Source organism: Corynebacterium kroppenstedtii DSM 44385 (genome assembly GCF_000023145.1).
Lineage (GTDB): Bacteria > Actinomycetota > Actinomycetes > Mycobacteriales > Mycobacteriaceae > Corynebacterium > Corynebacterium kroppenstedtii.
Genome location: NC_012704.1, coordinates 1122230 through 1139626 on the forward strand (window position 1 = coordinate 1122230; position 17397 = coordinate 1139626).

A 17397-nucleotide genomic window follows, 5' to 3' on the forward strand; every position below is an offset into this window, starting at 1 on the left:
TTGTTTTCCTGCAATGGGTTCCCGCTATTCTGTATAACATGATCGCGATCATGACCGTCACCGGGTTAGATCACACCGGAATTATCGCTGCTGTGGCCACGCAATTGGCAAAAGTAGACGCAAATATTACTAACGTGTCTCAAACAATTATGGGTGATTATTTCACCATGATTCTGCAGGTAGATTTTGATGAGAATTCTCAAAGTCTCGATGCTCTACAGGATGCTATGAAACCCGTAGAGGTAGAGCAGAAACTCAAGATACGTCTTCAGTCGGAAGCTATTTTCCGTGCCATGCACGAGTTATAGGCCGGTATTGGTATGGATACAAAGCATAATATTCTCGAGACCATTTCCATGATTGAGGAGCAGCGTCTCGATATTCGCACCGTGACCATGGGAATCAACATTCTCCACTGCGCGAATTCTGATATTGACAAAGCTGCCACTCATATTTATGACACCATTACGACGTGCGCTGAGCATCTCGTTCCGGTGACCGAAGGCATTTCCCGAGAACTCGGAATACCTATTATCAACAAGCGCGTATCAGTCACCCCCGTGTCGCTAGTCGCCGCTGCCTCAGACTGTGTGGATCCGACACCCCTTGCTCACGCCTTGGATAAAGCAGCGAAAACCACCGGTGTGGACTTCGTGGGCGGCTATTCTGCCCTCGTCGAAAAGGGAATGACGAAATACGATCGCGCGCTTATTGATTCCATTCCCGAAGCTCTCGCATCCACCGGGTTGGTATGTTCGTCGGTCAATATTGGCTCCTCCCGGGCCGGACTGAATATGGACGCCATCGGGCGGATGGGTGAAGTGATCGTTGAATCGGCACACTCCGACACAGAGAACTCGGTGTTGGGGCCTGCCAAACTCGTCGTCTTCTCCAACGCTGTTGGCGACAACCCCTTCATGGCCGGCGCGTTCCATGGAATTGAAGAGCCCGATTGCGTAGTCAGCGTCGGCGTATCAGGCCCCGGGGTTATCCAACGTGCCCTCGCAAAGGTGCCTGATTGCTCATTTGATGATATGGCGGAACTCATTAAGAAGTCCGCCTTTAAAGTGACTCGAATGGGGCAGCTCGTGGGGACACTAGCTGCAGACCGCCTAGGTAAACGTTTTGGAATTGTCGATCTCTCCCTCGCCCCTACTGCTGAAATCGGTGATTCGGTCGCTCATATTCTTGAGGAAATGGGGCTTGGCAAGGTCGGGACGCATGGCACGACGGCAGCCTTGGCTTTGCTGAACGATGCGGTCAAGAAGGGCGGGATGATGGCGTGCTCGCATGTCGGCGGGTTATCAGGTTCTTTCATCCCGGTTAGCGAAGATGCTGGCATGATCGATGCAGCCCGTGAAGGGGCTATCACCCTCGATAAACTCGAGGCAATGACCTCGATCTGTTCAGTGGGGTTGGACATGGTTGCGGTTCCCGGCGATACTCCCCCAGAGACGATTTCCGGAATGATTGCCGACGAAGCTGCAATCGGTATGATGAACCATAAAACAACTGCTGTACGAGTTATTCCGGTTCCTGGGAAGACCGTGGGAGACGACGTTGACTTCGGTGGTCTTCTGGGACGAGCCCCGATCATGCCAGTCCATGGAGCATCGTCAGCAACGTTTATTCGTCGCGGCGGTCAGCTCCCTGCGCCTGTTCATGGTTTTAGGAATTAATCTCTGGCATTGTTTGGCCTTGAAAAGCGAATTTACAAGATCGACGGATATAGACTAAGCTGTCTGCTATGAATTTTGTGCTGTTCTCGCCTCGTCACGGAGCTGATGTTGCCGCAAGCGAACTTTATGACTTCATGAGCGCTAGCGGCCTTCAACCTCACGAGCTTGAACAGCGAATGCTTGATAGCGAATCCGCCGAACTGGGAGATCTTCATGGTATCGACGGCATCTTCGTTGGTGGATCGCCCCATACAGTGACTAATCCTCACAAGGACGAGGAGCAGGAGCACGTCGAGCGCCTTCTGAGAGCGCTCACGGGGACCAGGATTCCTGTCATAAATATCTGCTTCGGCGCCCATGTCCTAGCGGATACTCATGGCGGAACTATTGCCCGTCTCCACCCCGAAGATTCCGGACCAACGCAGGTTCGGTTGACCGACGCTGCCGCGTCGGATCCGCTGTGCCGGTCGCTTCCATCCACGTTCCAAGCATTTACCGGCCACACGGAAAACATCGAGATCCTCCCCCAGGACGCCACCCTGTTGGCATATGGCGATGCCTGCCCAATCCAGATTTTCCGGGTTGGTGAGACACAGTGGGCGACGCAATTCCACGCGGAAATGGATGCGTCGGGACTGCGTCAGCGGATGGAGTTCTATCGCAACTACGGTTACTTCGGCGCCGATGAATTCACGTCCATCGTCAACGCTACCGCGAAAGTCGACGTATCCCCCGCGCGGCAGATTCTCGCCAACTTCGTCGATTTCTGCCGCTCATACTCTCGGGAGCTATCCCAGAGCGTCGCCTAGCTGCGAGTCACCGTCGGCGAACGGAATGATCTTATTCGGAGCGGTCGGTGCTTCAACCTCATACGCTGCTACGTGAGCGACGAGCTCTCGAGACGTATCTGCGGGGCGCTCCTGGTTTGCGGTGTCCTCTACGGTGTGGACGTCGATCCCCTTGGCCCGCTCCATGGTGAGGGCCGTCGGTGCCAGGATGGCGAAATCTAATGAGGAATCCAACAGATGTTGGTCCGCAGCGCGCTTGGCTAACGAATAGTGATAGAGCGAGTTGTCCTCGGGTAGGTCGACGGTTGTTGAGCCCCAGAAGCTCACCATGATGTAGCGCGGGGAGCTCTCTGACCGTTGAGCAGCATCAATCGATGCTATCGCTCCGTCGCGGTCGACGGCATAGGTCGCTTCGGTACCACCCTTGCCACCAGCTCCGGCACTCCACACAACCGCGTCGACGCCAATGAGAAGCTCATCCCACTCTTCGGCAGTCAAAGAGGCGACGTCTTTAACAACCGGGTTTGCGCCGGTTTTGGTGATGTCCTCACTCTGATCTGGATTCCGAATGAGTGAATGAACGCTGAAACCATCTCTCACCAGCAGGGGCGCGAGTTTCAGCGCGACTTTACCGTGTCCACCAATGATTAGTACATTCTTCTTATCAGACATACATCCACTCTAAGGACTTTCTTCTGATTCTGCCAGGGTGGTGCGCCCGGCTCGATGGCCACATTACATAGTCGCCCGTCTACGTGAGCTCCACGATCTCCATGTATTCGTCATTCCACATGTCCTCGTCGCCATCGGGAAGGACAATGACACGCTCCGGATTAAGAGCCTTGACTGCTCCAGGATCGTGCGTGACAAGGACAACCGCACCCGTGTACGTTCGTAAAGCCGCAAGGACTTGCTCACGCGAGACAGGATCGAGGTTGTTCGTCGGCTCATCCAAGAGCAAGACGTTCGCGCGGGATGCAACAAGAGCCGCCAACGCAAGACGGGTCTGCTCACCACCAGACAAGGTACCAGCCGGCTGCTGAAGCTGATCGCCCGAGAACATAAAAGCACCGAGAAGACCGCGGAGGTCTTGTTCACCGGAATCGGGACACGCCTGAACAGTGTTTTCCCACACGGAAGCGTCGGGATCGATCGTGTCATGCTCCTGCGCGAAATAGCCAACTTTGAGCCCGTGGCCAGTAACAATTCCCCCTTCCCCATCACTCCGTTCGACGCCGGCGAGGAGCTTAAGGAGGGTCGTCTTTCCAGCACCGTTATAACCCAAAATGACGACGCGGGAACCCTTGTCGATGGCTAAGTCCACCCCAGCGAAAACTTCGAGAGACCCATACATCTTCGTCAAGCCGTGAGCATTGAGTGGCGTTTTACCGCAATGAGCAGGTTCAGGAAATGAAATATGCGCAACCTTGTCCGATACATGAACCTCATCGAGTTCGCTGACGATGCGGTCTGCGCGCGCTAGCATCTGCTTGGCAGCAGCTGCTTTTGTTGCCTTCGCCCCGAACCGTGCAGCCTGAGCCCGTAGTGCTGCGGCTTTCTTTTCCGCATTCGCCTTTTCACGTCGACGACTAGTCTCGTCGGTGGCGCGTGCCTGTTGGTATTTTTTCCAACCCATGTTGTACACATCGGCTTCGGCCCGCGTGGCATCCAGGAACCACACCTTGTTACACACGGCCTCGAGCAAGTCAACGTCGTGAGAGATAACCACTAAACCGCCATCGTGCTTGCACAGGAAATCGCGCAACCATGTGATGGAGTCTGAATCCAAGTGGTTCGTTGGCTCGTCGAGGAGCAGCGTAGTGTCGGATTTTCCACCTCCGGTGGACGCCGCGAAGAGAATCTGCGCTAATTCGACGCGACGCCGCTGACCACCTGAAAGAGTCTTGAGTGGCTGGTCCAACACGCGTGCGGGAAGGCCGAGAGCGTCGCAAATCCGCGCGGCCTCAGCATCAGCTTCATACCCGCCTAACGAGTGATAACGCTCTTCAAGGCGGGAAAACTTGCGGATCGCTGCGTCGCGACGAGCGTCGGTACCGGTCTCCATGATTTCCTGCTGCCGATCCATGGAAGAACGAAGCCGATCGAGCCCACGGGCGGATAGCACGCGATCCCGCGCTGACTGTTCGATATCGCCTTCTTTTGAATCTTGGGGAAGGTACCCAATATCGCCGGACCGAATAACAGTTCCACCGTAAGCCTGTGTTTCTCCCGCCAAAATACGCATGGTCGTCGTTTTGCCTGCACCATTGCGGCCCACAAGACCGATGCGATCCCCCGCTTGGACGCGCAGATGGTGTCCAGGTGCTGTCAGAAGTGTTCGCGCGCCAACGCGAACGTCAAGATCCTCGGTGGTAATCACAAGCCGGCAGTATATCGCGTGGAAGCGGCTTTGTTCACACCGCCGACTATGGCCTTACCGTTGGGCGAACTACTTAGTGATTTACGAGAGGCGCCGTCCCTTGTCATTCCTCGTTCCAGTTTCGACGCCGCTCTGACGATACAGTGAGGTTATGCATTTTTCGGTGGTCGGGCTAGGTCCTGCAGGAACAGCAGCGTCTCTTGCTGCGCTCTGTTCCGGTTATTCGGTGGAATGCTGGGACCCACATGGCCCGCATTATCCGCCGACGATGGGTGCCTGGGCACACCAAATACCGCGATGGCTACGTCAGCATCCGCATCCATATCTTTCCCAGTCTCGGCCACGTGTGTACGGCGATGATTGGGACGCCGTCCTCCCGGAAACGTATGTCATTCTCAATCCGGATGCGTTACGCGACCGGTTGTGGGACGCGGGTGACACGCAATCTCTCTTTCATGACGAGTGGTATGACTCCAGGCATGACGACGCGGACGTGGTCATTGATACACGCGCGTCGAGCGGTGGTTTCCTCCCAGTTCGGCAACTCGCGGTAGGGCTAATCCTCCCCGAGCGTTTTCTACCGCGCGACCACCGTCAGCCAGTGCTGATGGACATGCGAACATTACCTGACAGTGCTTCTTCTTCCCACCCGACATCCGACGACGGTGCATCGACGACGGCCCATCCAGGCGTTGATGTGCCTTCTCGTATGACGTTTAACTATCGGATGCCTCTGGGGCACGGCCGATGGCTGATCGAGGAAACAATTGTCGCAACACTGTGCCGAGGTCCCGAGCACTCGCCCCATTCTGAAACAGCACAATTGGAATACCTGCGGTGGGCACTGGATAGGAGACTCGAGCAGCTCGGTGTTGATCCGGAAATCGCGCGTCGGCACGCTGTTCGCGAGGAAGTCGTGAGTTTTCCCGTCGCACCCCTACGCCGACGAATCCCGCACGTAGCACGTCGAAACAATGGTGTGACAAGCATTTTTCCGTGGGGTGCGGCCGCGGGACTGATGCACGCTGCCACTGGATACAGTATCGGAGCTGCGGTAGATCGCGCTGATAAAGAGATCGGCTGGGCTGCCCATTGGGCTCGATACCCGCGCCTTCTTCAACGTACCGTCGGAGCAGTACACGGGCCTCCCGGAGGATGGGTGGCAGGGTGGCTTCAACGGCGTGGTTTGAACGCAACTCTCCAACTGAAGCCAGATGAAATGCGGCTTTTTTACCGTGAGTTTTTCGCCATGTCTCCGCCCCGGATTCGCGATTACCTGACGTCCTCTCACGGGTTGGATATCGCCCGAGCTATGGTGTCCGTCGTCGCTCGCCTCGTGTGGGTGATGATTAAACCGGACGGAGATTCACGGCAAGAACGTAAAGCCAAACGGGCACTGGCCCGACGCACGTTTATGTCTTTGTTGCGTGGGAGTACCACCCCGCTCCCACGTCGGTAAGTCATATCGATAGGACGCGTCGGCACGAAATGCCCGAACTCAAGCCGAGCTAGACAGCGAACCCGAGAGCACGGAGTTGCTCTCTGCCCTCTTCAGTAATCATGTGTGGTCCCCACGGCGGAGTCCACACCCATTCAATGCGCATATTGTCAGCAATACCGCGACCGACAACGGCATCCGTTGACTGGTCTTCAAGCATGTCCGTGAGTGGACAGGCAGGAGAGGTCAATGTCATGTAGACCACAACATTGCCATCCTCGTCGACCCAAATATCGTAAACCAAACCAAGATCTACAACGTTGATGCCCAGCTCAGGGTCGACGACATCGTACAGGCTGTCCTGGACGGCATTAGCAATTTTCTGCTGGTCATCGCTCATCGGCGGTAGGTCAGGAACGCTAGGGATAGACCCGTCCATTCCCGTGCCCGGCCCTGTTACCGAACCTGCGTCGTCATAGGATTCATATGAACTGGCAGCTTGATCTTGTGTGGTCGTGTCGTCTTGTGCCATTGGAACTCCTCGTTCTTCCTGAGTGTGCACTGTCTACGGGGATCACCCGGCTGTCATTGTTTCCACGTACTGCTTTGTCCCATGATGCATCGATGATGCCCGGCTTGGCATAACCACTAGCCGCTATCAACCGAAACTAGGAACTTGTTGTTGGCGACGATGAGTTCAGCTGTGCTGCGGCTTTGTCGTGGCCCGCATCAGCCATCGCCTCAGTGGCAGCGGCTTGAAGAGCTTTCCACGCTAACAGCGCGCACTTCACGCGAGCGGGATATTGAGCAACACCGGCAAATGCGATCCCGTCTCCAATGAGATCCTCATCGCCCTCAACCTTCCCGCGGGACGTCACCATCCGTTCAAACTCAGCCAGTTTCTTCGACGCGTCGTCGACACTTTGGCCGATCAATTCCTCGGCCATCACCGACGTCGACGCTTGGCTGATTGAGCACCCCGACGCCTCGTAGGAGATGTCTTGGATCGTTGCCCCATCGTCGGAGAGCTGAACACGCAGAGTTATTTCATCACCACAGGACGTATTGGCGTGGTGTACTTCTGCATCAAAAGGTTCCCTCAAGCCCGCATATTGCGGATTCTTATAGTGATCCAGGATCACTTCCTGGTACATGGATTCGAGTCTCATCGCGTCACCCCAAAGAAGTCTCGTGCACGACAAATAGATCCTGCTAGCTTATCCACTTCGTCGAGGGTGTTGTAAATATAGAACGACGCGCGCGCCGAAGCCTGGATCCCCATCCGACGGTGGATAGGCCACGCGCAATGGTGGCCAGAGCGGACAGCGATGCCGTCGTCGTCAAGAACCTGGCTGAGATCGTGAGGGTGGACCCCGTCGAGAGAGAAGCTCACCGAACTGCCCCGGTGTTCGGGCGTTGTCGGGCCAATAATGCGTAGCCCATCAATATCGTTGAGTTTCTCCAAAGCATATTTCGTGAGCATGTGCTCGTGCTTTTCGACAGCGTCCATCCCTATGGCCTGAAGGAATTCTACGGCAGCTCCGAGGCCGACAACTTGGCTGGTCATCTGTGTTCCAGCCTCAAACCGCTGCGGCGGCTCGGTGTATCCGGAATGGTCCATCTGGACTGTCGTAATCATGGAACCACCAGTGAGGAAGGGCGGCATCTGGGCAAGGATGTCCGCCTTACCGTACATGACACCTACCCCATTCGGGCCCAGCATTTTATGTCCCGAAAACGCGGAAAAATCGACGTCAAGTGCGTGGAAGTCCACCGCTTTGTGCGGTACGGACTGGCATGCATCGAGCACTGCCACTGCCCCAACACTATGGGCACGCGAGACAAGCTCTTCGACGTCGGGCTGGGCACCAGTCACATTCGATTGATGCGTAAACGCGACAACCTTCGTGCGGTCGCTCAACGCCAGGGAATCAAGGTCGACGCGTCCATCGTCGGTCGCCGAATACCACTTCAGGTGGGCACCTGTCCGGCGGCACAATTCCTGCCACGGAATCAAGTTAGCGTGATGCTCGATTTCCGTGACGACGACTTCATCGCCCTCTTTAACCTGGAACTCCCCGGCGCGATCATCGCCCAAGAGGTAGGCGACTTCGTTGAGTGCCTCTGTGGCGTTTTTGGTAAACGCAATTTCTGGTTCATCGGCCCCGACGAAGTGAGCGATGCGTTCACGCGCATCCTCATAGGCTTCTGTCGCTTCTTCTGCGAGTTGATAGGAGCCGCGGTGAACGGGCGCATTGGTGTGGGTGAGGAAGTGGAATTCTTCGCGCAGCACACGTTCCGGTCGTTGTGATGTGGCACCGGAGTCTAAAAAGATGAGGGGTTTATCGTCGCGAACAGTACGGTGCAGGATGGGGAATTCCGCGCGCACTGCGTCGACATCCAACACCCCGTTTCGTGTGAGCTCTGGAATTTCCACCGTCAGTAACCTTCCTCCTGCAAGCTTTCGCTGGTTGCATCTAAATAGTGTGTGAATAAAAAGTGAATGGCGACGTCGTCATGATCGCCATTCACTGTGGGGCTGGTTAGCCTACGAAAGCGTCGTAGCCTTCTTCTTCGAGCTTGTCAGCGAGCTCGGGGCCACCCGTCGTAACGACGCGGCCGTTGGCGAAGACGTGTACAAAGTCAGGGCGCACATAGTTCAGAATGCGCTTGTAGTGCGTAATGAGCATGATTCCGCCATTGTTCTGCTCTTTGTAGTCGTTGATTCCCTGGGACACGATACGGAGGGCGTCGACGTCGAGCCCGGAGTCTGTCTCGTCGAGAATGGCGAACTTGGGCTTGAGCAACGATAGCTGCAGAATCTCGTGACGCTTCTTCTCGCCGCCGGAGAACCCTTCATTAACGGCACGCTCGGAAAATGAGGTGTCGATTTTGAGTTCTTTTTGGGCGTCTTTAACTTCCTTGATCCAGTCACGAAGCCGTGGAGCTTCTCCACGTACCGCGGTTGCTGAGGTGCGGAGGAAGTTAGCCATGGACACGCCGGGAACCTCAACCGGGTACTGCATGGCGAGGAACAAACCGGCTCGGGCTCGTTCATCTACAGACATGTCGATGATGTTTTCGCCGTCTAACAGCACTTCCCCGCCGGTAACTTCATAACGGGGGTGGCCGGCAATCGTGTATGACAGGGTCGATTTGCCTGATCCGTTCGGGCCCATGATCGCGTGGGTCTCACCTGAGTTGATGGTCAGGTTGACGCCCTTGAGGATTTGCTTGGGCTCTTCCCCGGGTTCGGTGGGCTTGACGACGGCTTCGAGGTCGCGAATTTCGAGGGTACTCATTGTTCTCCTTGTGTTTGATGATCCGTGAGATACAGCTAGTGACGCACGGTGGATGGATTAGCTCAGTGAATTCAGCTCATCGAGGCTGACAGTGTCGAGTTCCTCGGAGACGCGTTTTTCGAGTTCATCTTGGACGGCCGGTATCGGGATTCGTGAAATGACTTCGGTAAAGAACCCGTGGACGATAAGGCGTCGGGCAACGGGCTCGGGGATCCCACGGCTCATCAGGTAGTAGAGCTGTTCGTCGTCGAAGCGGCCGACGGTGGCTGCGTGACCAGCGCCGATGATTTCTCCGGTGGCGATTTCGAGGTTCGGAACGGCATCTGCGCGCGCGCCCTCGGACAAGACGAGGTTCATGTTTTTCTCGTATGTGTCCGTGTTGTCGGCTTGTGCGCGGATGAGTGCGTCGCCAACCCACGCTGTGCGTGTTTCGGGGAGGTCCGAGTTGGGATCGCCTTGGAGTGCCCCTTTGTACATCACATTAGAGCGACAATTCGCCTCAGAGTGGTCAACGAGTAGGCGTTGCTCGAAGTATTGTCCGTCGTCGGCGAAGTACACACCGGAGAGTTCGCAGTCAGCCCCGGGCGCTTTGAACGCTACGTGGGAGATATTGCGAACCACGGAGCCACCGAAGGCACTATATCCGTGGCGCATGACGGCGTCACGATCCAGTCGGAGCTGCTCATTGGCCAGGTGGACAGCGTCGTCATCCATGTCGTCGATAATGGCAACGTTGATATGCGCACCTGTTCCAATCGAGTACGAGTGGAAATCGGCGTAGTTGCCGTGCCCCTCGAATCGGAGGACGACGTTGGCTTCGGCGTGTTCACCAGCGACGACGGCGAGCGCTCCGAAGGACGTGGTGTCGGAGCCCGTACCCGTGAACGTCAACGTGATGTCGCCGTCGACAACCGTGTTGTCGTCGATAGTGAGGACAGTTCCGCGTTGGAGGCTGGCGAAGACCTGCGCACCGACGCGATCGACCGGGGCTCCGGCTGCCCGAAGGCGGTCATCGTCGGCCGGAACTTCTTCTACGTGTACACCGGATGTTCCCTCAGGGATATCTGCGGTGACCGGGTTCGGCGCGTGTTCACCGGGAAACGACCCGTCGTGAAGCCCGTTGAGCCGTCGCAAAGGAGTGAAACGCCAATCCTCGTCGCGGCCGCGAGGGACGGAGAAATCGTCGACATTGAACGACGTGAAGACGTCGCCTTTTGTTTTGGCCCCTGTGGTGTTGGTTGTGTTGGCGTCGAAAGCTCCGACTTCTTTTGCCTTGTCGGCGGCAGCTTCGACATCCTCGGCCTTGAGTACGTCAGTCATCTATCCCACGGATCCTTCCATTTGCAATTCAATGAGGCGATTGAGTTCGAGGGCGTATTCCATGGGCAACTCTTTCGCAATGGGCTCGACAAAGCCACGAACAATCATCGCCATGGCGTCGTCTTCAGCGAGGCCTCGGCTCATGAGATAGAAGAGCTGATCCTCAGACACTTTGGAGACCGTAGCCTCGTGACCAAGGGACACGTGGTCATTGCGGATGTCATTGTATGGATAGGTGTCCGACCGCGAAATCTTATCGACGAGCAAAGCATCACACTCGACATTGGCCGTGCAGTGATGCGCGTTCGGGTTCACTTTGACGAGGCCACGGTAGGCCGCACGTCCGCCACCACGAGCGACCGACTTCGACACAATGTTGGAACTCGTGTGAGGAGCCATGTGCACCATCTTGGCGCCCGTATCCTGGTACTGGCCTTCACCAGCCATCGCGACGGAGAGAACCTCGCCGCGGGAGTACGGCCCAGTCATCCACACTGCGGGGTATTTCATCGACACCTTGGAGCCGATGTTGCCGTCGATCCACTCCATGGTGGCACCCTCTTCGCACTTCGTGCGCTTGGTGACCAGGTTGTAGACGTTGTTAGACCAGTTCTGGATGGTCGTGTACCGGCAGCGACCGCCCTTCTTAACAATGATCTCGACGACGGCTGAGTGCAGCGAATCTGTCTTGTAGATAGGTGCCGTACATCCCTCGACATAGTGGACGTAAGCATCTTCGTCGACGATGATCAGCGTGCGCTCGAACTGTCCCATGTTCTCCGTGTTAATGCGGAAATAGGCCTGAAGAGGGATTTCGACATGGACGCCCTTCGGCACGTAAATGAATGAACCGCCTGACCACACCGCGGTGTTCAGTGCAGCGAATTTGTTGTCACCAGCTGGAATAACGGTCCCGAAGTACTCTTTGAACAATTCGGGGTAATCTCGCAAAGCCGTATCGGTGTCAACGAAAATGACGCCTTGCTTTTCCAGATCCTGACGGATTTGGTGGTAGACAACCTCAGATTCGTACTGTGCAGCAACGCCAGCGACAAGGCGCTCCTTTTCCGCCTCGGGGATACCAATGCGATCGTAAGTGTTCTTAATGTCCTCAGGGAGGTCATCCCACGTCGCGGCTTGTTTTTCTGTGGAGCGGACGAAGTATTTGATTTGGTCGAAGTCGATTCCGGACAGGTCCGCACCCCAGTTGGGTACTGGCTTCTTTTGGAAGATGGACAGAGCCTTGAGACGGTTCTTCAACATCCATTCCGGCTCACTCTTCTTTGCTGAGATGTCCTTAACAACATCTTCATCAATGCCGCGCCGCGCGGAGGCTCCGGCTACATCGCTGTCATGCCATCCGTAGTTATATCCACCTGCGATGGATTCAATGATCTCTTCATCACTTTGAGGTGATGATTGTGGCCCGGCAGGAGCTGTCGGTGTTTGGGTCATGAGCTGTGACTCCTCTTATGTTGCGTGTGATGATGGTCAATTTTCCGGAAGTGAAAATTACGGCAGATTATGGACTCATGATGATGTCGACGAAGCTGGCTGGCGTTCACCGCCACTCCCCTTGTCGCGATTCTGGTTAATAACGGGTTCCAACGGGATATGCGTTGTGCACACCCCGTTCCCATCGACGATGGTGGCTAAAGGTTGAGTGTGGTGGCCCAAGACCTCGCGAACCGCCTGATGTTCAGCGGCGCACATCTCAGGAAAGTGCTCGGCGACTCCTTGAATAGGGCAATGATGGCGACAGATTTGGATTCCACCGCCAGCTTTGTCCACAGTTGCTGCATACCCGTGTTTACTCAGGGCATCGGCAACTTTGGTGACCATGGCCTCGACGTCGTCGGGGTCAGTAAGGTCGGAAACCTCGTCATCCAGCCCCGCTTCGCGGAGAATATCGCTCATCCGCTGTTGGGCGAAGTGAATAACAGCGTTAGGACCACCGGCATCTCGTAGTGCTTCGAGAGCTAGTACCGCGACGCGGTCATAGTCGTAGCCGAAGTTGCCTCTTCCTTTATCCGTTAACCGGAAAACGCGGGCTGGGCGGCCACGTCCACGAGGCGCTCCACCTGTTGCTGGGGCCTCTTCCGCTAAGCCGTCTGACACCAGATTGTCGACGTGGCGTCGAACTCCCGCAGCGCTTAATTTCAGCTCTTTACTTAGCTCGGATGCGCTCATTGTTCCGTGGTGCAGGAGGAGGGACATGATGCGTTGACGAGTCTGACCCTCTGGTCCGGGGGCATGGCCGTTCATAGCGCCTTCCTCTCTCACGAAAACGAAGCATCCGACAGGGCGGAGTTTCGTCGCTGCTTGTCATCCGGTGTTTAAGCCCAGGATCGCTTTGTGTTTCACGCCGTCACACGTGAAGTGTCGTGAGTATGAGGCCGAACATGGAGGTCTCTGCCCACGACGGTGCATAGCGTGGGGCTGTCCCCACCTGCGCTATCACACTTTACACAACATTAGTGTGTCGGAATTCTATTCCTACACAGAGGGGGTGGATTACGGTTTGTTTTGCTAGTCCGGACGGGGGGATATAAAAACAGTTCAGCCGTCGACGTTGGCTACACTCGACGTGATGGCAATGGCTTGGAATAGGCCGTGCTTGAATGTGAGGGACGTGCTGCGCTTGAACGTGCAGCGCGTGGGCTTCATGAGCTGATGGTTAAGAACTAGTGGGGAACGATGGGAGGACCTTGACATGGGCACTCGTGGACCATCGTTCTTCCATCGACTCCTGGACATTAGCCGGCGCGAGATTTCCTCCGTCGTACCGGAGTTCGGGGTAGCTGGTTCACGATCCGCAGAAGTTTTTCACGGTGAAGGCCCGGCGCGGCCCCGCCTCAAGCGTTTTGGGGTTTCCGATCTTCGTCGATTCGCGCTCTTGCGGTGGCTTGGCACCTTCGGATCCGTCTTAATCATGATTGGTGGCTGGGGTGCGGGGGCGATGCCTGTTGTCGACAACACGCTCTGGGATTTCCCCATCGCTAACCTCATGGGTCGAATGTTGTTGACGTCGACTGTGCTTGTGTTCGTCGGCATCGGTTTTCTTGTCACAGCGTGGGCGCTGATGGGCTATTTCGCGTTAGCCGGTCCACGTGAGCACGGTCATGGTTGGGCTACCGCACCGGTGATGGTTCGAACCTTTGTTGCGTGGGTCATTCCTCTGGGCTTTACTGCTCCGCTTTTCACCCAGGACATTTATTCCTATATAGCTCAGGGTGCGATTGCAGCTCGAGGGCTCAACCCGTATCAGGGCGGCCCGGTTGATCTATTAGGCGTGGCAGATCCTCTTGCTCGATCGGTGCCTTTAGTGTGGTCCCATTCGCCGTCCCCCTATGGGCCCGTCGCCATCATGGGTGGCCAAGTGATCTCGTGGTTAACCAACGAGAACATTATGGCCGCTGTTTTCCTCTACCGTCTGGTGTCAATCATCGGCCTCACGTTGTGTGCATGGGCCGTCATCAAGCTCGCCCGTCGCTGTGGTGTGGAGGCATCGGCTGCGCTGTGGCTTGGTGTGTTAAACCCGTTATCGCTTCTTCACCTCGTCGGCGGTATCCACAATGAGTCGATCATGCTCGGCTTGTTGATGGTCGGCATGGAATGGTGCTTCAGGGCTTTCGAGCGTCCACTGGACGAGTCCCCGTCCGGGTCCGAGTTGCCCTCCCCGGTTTCTGTAGAGCCGACGACGTCGGCGTCGACGCTGTTCACGCGCCGGAGCATACTGTATTTCGTTGCCGGCGTCGGAGCGATCTGTTGCGCGATCATGGTCAAAGTGACCAGCATCGTTGCGCTGGGCTTTGTGTGGGTCACGCTCATTCGTTCTATCCACCGCAAACATGCGTGGCTGCTCGCCACTGTGATCGTCGGATCTCTCCTGGTGTTCTTCGTCGTCGGGCTCTCTTTTGCTTCTGGCCTCGGCCTCCAATGGCTGACGGTGCAGGGCGGAGCAGCTGATATCGTCAGCTGGATGTCGATTACCACGCTCCTCGGCATTTTTGCCGGTTTCCTAGGTAGTCTGCTCGGGCTGGGTGACCACACTGAGGCGATGACGTCGTTTATTCACGTGGTGGGGTTGGCTGTTGCTGCGCTGTGGATGGTCCGCATGCTCGTGGCCACCTATCGCGGTCGCCTCCACCCCGTCGGCGGATACGGGGTCGGGATGCTCGTGCTCGTTCTTCTTTTCCCCGTGGTTCACCCCTGGTACGCATTGTGGGCCATTATTCCGCTAGCGGCGTGGGCGAACCGCGCTCTATTCAGAAATACGGCCGTCATCTATTCGATTATTCTCAGTTTCTTCGTTCTACCCCGCGGGTTGAAGCTGCCTGCGTGGAGCGTGACACAGACATATATCGTTGCCGCAGTGAGCTTCGTTGTCTTGGCAGCGCTGGGGTATTTCATTCTCAAAGTCATCGAGGTTCGATCCCCAGGAATTGTGCTCGGCCATCAGGATCCGGCCCTCACACCTAAGCCCAGAATCTCACGAAGCACCCACCACAAGACGACGAAGAACACGGACAATCGTGACCGGTCGCGTTCACTGCGGTAGCAACCGCTGAGTCTCTCTGTCGGTATCAGTTCGTCGCGCTACACTCGTACCCTGTGACTCACTCGAAAAATTCGCGTGGTGATGCGTTAATCCTCGATTCCGTCGTGCGGACTTTCAAGTCCCGGCGGGCCGTCGATGGCATCAGCTTTTCAGTTCGTCGTGGCGAAGTTTTCGCTCTGCTGGGCCCGAATGGTGCTGGTAAAACGACGACGATCGAAATGTGTGAGGGATTCCAGACTCCCGATTCCGGATCGATTGAGCTTCTGGGAATGGACCCGTCGACGCAAACTGACGAGATTCGTGCCCGGATCGGCATCATGCTCCAGAACGGGGGTTCGTACCCAGGCATACGAGTCAAAGAGATGCTCTCTCTATTGGCGAGTTACAGCCAGAATCCGTTAGATCCCTCCTGGCTCCTGGAGATCGTCGGGCTGACTGACCATGCTCACACGCCGTATCGTCGGCTCAGCGGTGGCCAGAAGCAGCGGCTCTCGTTGGCCTGCGCATTAGTCGGCCGGCCGGAAGTGATCTTTTTAGACGAGCCCACTGCTGGTCTGGACGCTCAGTCACGACTTGCTGTGTGGGATTTAATCAGCTCCCTCCGTCGCGATGAGGTGACCGTATTGCTCACCACCCACATGATGGATGAGGCGGAATCATTAGCGGATACCGTGTTGATCATTGATCATGGTCGCGTCGTCGCCCACGGGACCACTCAGGAATTAACGAATGCGGATGATGCACGAATTTCCTTAACGACGTCGGGCGCGCTGGATTTATCGGCCGCCAATAGTTTCTTGGCAGAGAACAACCGGACTGGCGCTACCCACGCAGGAAATGATGACACGCCGAAAGTGAGCCAGCCACCGCTCCGTGTCTCGGCTGTGCGCCCACAGCATTACCGCGTGGATGGGCAGGCGAACCCAGAAGCAGTGAGTGCTATCGCAGCCGCTGCTAGTGCTCAAGGAATCCTAATTACCGATCTAACGGTGGACCATCGGAGTCTTGAGGACGTCTTCTTGGATATCACCGGACGAGAGATGAGGTCCTAAATGATGGCAGACAATCGCGGCACACAGTCTCTTACTGGCACCCAATCTCCCACTGAGGCCTCTGCTCAGGACACTGAGACCACCGAGGATTCGCGTTTTGCGCCGGGGACGTTTACACCACAGCCCCATCGAGCGTCGACAACAAAGCTTGTTTCCGCTCAAGCGAGAATGGAGACTCTCCTGTTCTTGCGTCACGGTGAGCAGCAGCTTCTCTCGATGGTCATCCCTATTGCCATGCTCATCGGCTTCACACTGATGCCGTTCCTCGACCTCGACGATCCGATCGCGCGGCTGTTCCCCATGGTCTTAGCGGTTGCAGTGATGTCTGCGGGATTCACGGGGCAGGCGATTGCCGTCGTCTTCGACCGTCGATATGGAGCCTTGAAGCGGATGGGAGCCTCAGCCCTCCCGAAGTGGGCGATTATTGCAGGTAAAGCGTGTGCCGTTGTGGTCGTGGTGTTGCTTCAAACCCTGGTTCTTGGTGCGATTGCCATGGTCATGGGGTGGTCGACGACTCCCCTCGGCGTCGTGATGGGGATCGTTTTCCTTATCGTGGGAGCTGTCGCCTTCACCGCGCTAGGGCTGCTATTGGGCGGCACGCTCCATTCTGAGGTTGTTCTGGCACTGGGGAATCTCCTGTGGTTCGGGCTCATGGGTGTGGCGGCAATCGTCGCCATGGAACCGGGAATCCGCGAGGGGATCCATGCGCTGCTCATGCTCTTCCCCTCGGTCGCCTTGACTCAAGGACTTATCGACGCTTTCCACGGGAGCTTTAACGTCTTTGCTCTCGTGATCATGCTCATGTGGTCGGCTCTCGGCGGTTTCGCTGCGAGCAAGCTGTTCCGCTTCACCGCCTAAAACGTTGCCGTCGTCGGCT

Annotated in this window: 16 protein-coding genes; 7 read left to right on the forward strand and 9 right to left on the reverse strand. The window is 56.4% G+C overall.

All coding sequences use genetic code 11. From position 1 onward, the window contains the following. Positions 1-38 precede the first annotated feature (38 nt). The 3 genes from CKROP_RS04630 to CKROP_RS04640 all read left to right on the forward strand — a co-directional run bounded on the left by CKROP_RS04630 (position 39) and on the right by CKROP_RS04640 (position 2488). Complete coding sequence (locus CKROP_RS04630; protein ID WP_041629296.1) at positions 39-308, forward strand: ACT domain-containing protein; 270 nt, start codon at positions 39-41, stop codon at positions 306-308. A gap of 12 nt (positions 309-320) precedes the next feature. Next, positions 321-1679, forward strand: coding sequence for a PFL family protein (locus tag CKROP_RS04635; RefSeq protein ID WP_012731582.1), 1359 nt, complete (start codon positions 321-323; stop codon positions 1677-1679). Between the two features lie 68 nt (positions 1680-1747). Then, positions 1748-2488, forward strand: coding sequence for a glutamine amidotransferase (locus CKROP_RS04640; protein WP_012731583.1), 741 nt, complete (start codon positions 1748-1750; stop codon positions 2486-2488). On the opposite strand, the gene CKROP_RS04645 is transcribed toward CKROP_RS04640, so the two are convergent. Together CKROP_RS04645 and CKROP_RS04650 are read right to left on the reverse strand one after the other, a co-directional pair. Continuing rightward, on the reverse strand, positions 2468-3139 hold the full coding sequence (locus tag CKROP_RS04645; RefSeq protein WP_012731584.1) for an NAD(P)H-binding protein: 672 nt from the start codon (positions 3137-3139) through the stop codon (positions 2468-2470). The genes CKROP_RS04640 and CKROP_RS04645 overlap by 21 nt on opposite strands. A 79-nt stretch (positions 3140-3218) precedes the next feature. Continuing rightward, entirely contained in the window at positions 3219-4847 is a 1629-nt protein-coding gene (locus CKROP_RS04650) for an ABC-F family ATP-binding cassette domain-containing protein (protein WP_012731585.1), read from the reverse strand. Positions 4848-4998: 151 nt separating this feature from the next. Here CKROP_RS04650 and CKROP_RS04660 point away from each other — a divergent pair, with 151 nt between their 5' ends. After that, positions 4999-6306, forward strand: coding sequence for a lycopene cyclase family protein (locus CKROP_RS04660; protein WP_012731586.1), 1308 nt, complete (start codon positions 4999-5001; stop codon positions 6304-6306). A gap of 49 nt (positions 6307-6355) precedes the next feature. On the opposite strand, the gene CKROP_RS04665 is transcribed toward CKROP_RS04660, so the two are convergent. The 7 genes from CKROP_RS04665 to CKROP_RS04695 form a co-directional block, all read right to left on the reverse strand. Further along, positions 6356-6817: a metal-sulfur cluster assembly factor gene (locus CKROP_RS04665; RefSeq protein ID WP_012731587.1), complete on the reverse strand. Its 462-nt coding sequence runs from the start codon at positions 6815-6817 to the stop codon at positions 6356-6358. A gap of 136 nt (positions 6818-6953) precedes the next feature. Continuing rightward, entirely contained in the window at positions 6954-7454 is a 501-nt protein-coding gene (gene sufU, locus CKROP_RS04670) for a Fe-S cluster assembly sulfur transfer protein SufU (protein ID WP_012731588.1), read from the reverse strand. After that, positions 7451-8722, reverse strand: a complete 1272-nt coding sequence (locus tag CKROP_RS04675; protein WP_012731589.1) for a SufS family cysteine desulfurase — start codon at positions 8720-8722, stop codon at positions 7451-7453. Before CKROP_RS04675 ends, sufU begins: the two co-directional genes overlap by 4 nt. A 106-nt stretch (positions 8723-8828) precedes the next feature. Next, on the reverse strand, positions 8829-9587 hold the full coding sequence (gene sufC, locus CKROP_RS04680; RefSeq protein WP_012731590.1) for a Fe-S cluster assembly ATPase SufC: 759 nt from the start codon (positions 9585-9587) through the stop codon (positions 8829-8831). A gap of 57 nt (positions 9588-9644) precedes the next feature. Next, positions 9645-10907: a Fe-S cluster assembly protein SufD gene (gene sufD / locus CKROP_RS04685; protein WP_012731591.1), complete on the reverse strand. Its 1263-nt coding sequence runs from the start codon at positions 10905-10907 to the stop codon at positions 9645-9647. Then, entirely contained in the window at positions 10908-12362 is a 1455-nt protein-coding gene (sufB, locus tag CKROP_RS04690) for a Fe-S cluster assembly protein SufB (protein ID WP_012731592.1), read from the reverse strand. A 75-nt stretch (positions 12363-12437) separates the two neighbouring features. Further along, on the reverse strand, positions 12438-13172 hold the full coding sequence (locus CKROP_RS04695) for a helix-turn-helix transcriptional regulator (protein ID WP_012731593.1): 735 nt from the start codon (positions 13170-13172) through the stop codon (positions 12438-12440). A 448-nt stretch (positions 13173-13620) separates the two neighbouring features. On the opposite strand from CKROP_RS04695, the gene mptB reads away from it, so the two are divergent. The 3 genes from mptB to CKROP_RS04710 are packed head-to-tail and all read left to right on the forward strand — an operon-like array spanning position 13621 to position 17378. Next, the gene (gene mptB / locus CKROP_RS04700; RefSeq protein ID WP_012731594.1) at positions 13621-15468 is read left to right on the forward strand and encodes a polyprenol phosphomannose-dependent alpha 1,6 mannosyltransferase MptB; all 1848 of its coding nucleotides are present in this window, start codon (positions 13621-13623) and stop codon (positions 15466-15468) included. Positions 15469-15521: 53 nt separating this feature from the next. Next, a complete protein-coding gene (locus tag CKROP_RS04705; RefSeq protein ID WP_012731595.1) occupies positions 15522-16520 on the forward strand; it encodes an ABC transporter ATP-binding protein in 999 nt (332 codons plus the stop codon). Further along, positions 16521-17378 (forward strand): ABC transporter permease, encoded by an 858-nt coding sequence (locus CKROP_RS04710; RefSeq protein ID WP_012731596.1) that lies wholly within the window; start codon positions 16521-16523, stop codon positions 17376-17378. Positions 17379-17397: the final 19 nt, after the last annotated feature.

What these genes read in the sequence shown, in the direction of transcription:
- CKROP_RS04710 (WP_012731596.1), top strand. Translation starts at nt 16,521, where the DNA reads ATGATGGCAGACAATCGCGGCACACAGTCTCTTACTGGCACCCAATCT.
- sufC (WP_012731590.1), bottom strand. Translation starts at nt 9,587, where the DNA reads ATGAGTACCCTCGAAATTCGCGACCTCGAAGCCGTCGTCAAGCCCACC.
- CKROP_RS04645 (WP_012731584.1), bottom strand. Translation starts at nt 3,139, where the DNA reads ATGTCTGATAAGAAGAATGTACTAATCATTGGTGGACACGGTAAAGTC.
- sufU (WP_012731588.1), bottom strand. Translation starts at nt 7,454, where the DNA reads ATGAGACTCGAATCCATGTACCAGGAAGTGATCCTGGATCACTATAAG.
- CKROP_RS04660 (WP_012731586.1), top strand. Translation starts at nt 4,999, where the DNA reads ATGCATTTTTCGGTGGTCGGGCTAGGTCCTGCAGGAACAGCAGCGTCT.
- CKROP_RS04665 (WP_012731587.1), bottom strand. Translation starts at nt 6,817, where the DNA reads ATGGCACAAGACGACACGACCACACAAGATCAAGCTGCCAGTTCATAT.
- sufD (WP_012731591.1), bottom strand. Translation starts at nt 10,907, where the DNA reads ATGACTGACGTACTCAAGGCCGAGGATGTCGAAGCTGCCGCCGACAAG.
- CKROP_RS04630 (WP_041629296.1), top strand. Translation starts at nt 39, where the DNA reads ATGATCGCGATCATGACCGTCACCGGGTTAGATCACACCGGAATTATC.
- CKROP_RS04695 (WP_012731593.1), bottom strand. Translation starts at nt 13,172, where the DNA reads ATGAACGGCCATGCCCCCGGACCAGAGGGTCAGACTCGTCAACGCATC.
- mptB (WP_012731594.1), top strand. Translation starts at nt 13,621, where the DNA reads ATGGGCACTCGTGGACCATCGTTCTTCCATCGACTCCTGGACATTAGC.
- CKROP_RS04635 (WP_012731582.1), top strand. Translation starts at nt 321, where the DNA reads ATGGATACAAAGCATAATATTCTCGAGACCATTTCCATGATTGAGGAG.
- CKROP_RS04640 (WP_012731583.1), top strand. Translation starts at nt 1,748, where the DNA reads ATGAATTTTGTGCTGTTCTCGCCTCGTCACGGAGCTGATGTTGCCGCA.
- sufB (WP_012731592.1), bottom strand. Translation starts at nt 12,362, where the DNA reads ATGACCCAAACACCGACAGCTCCTGCCGGGCCACAATCATCACCTCAA.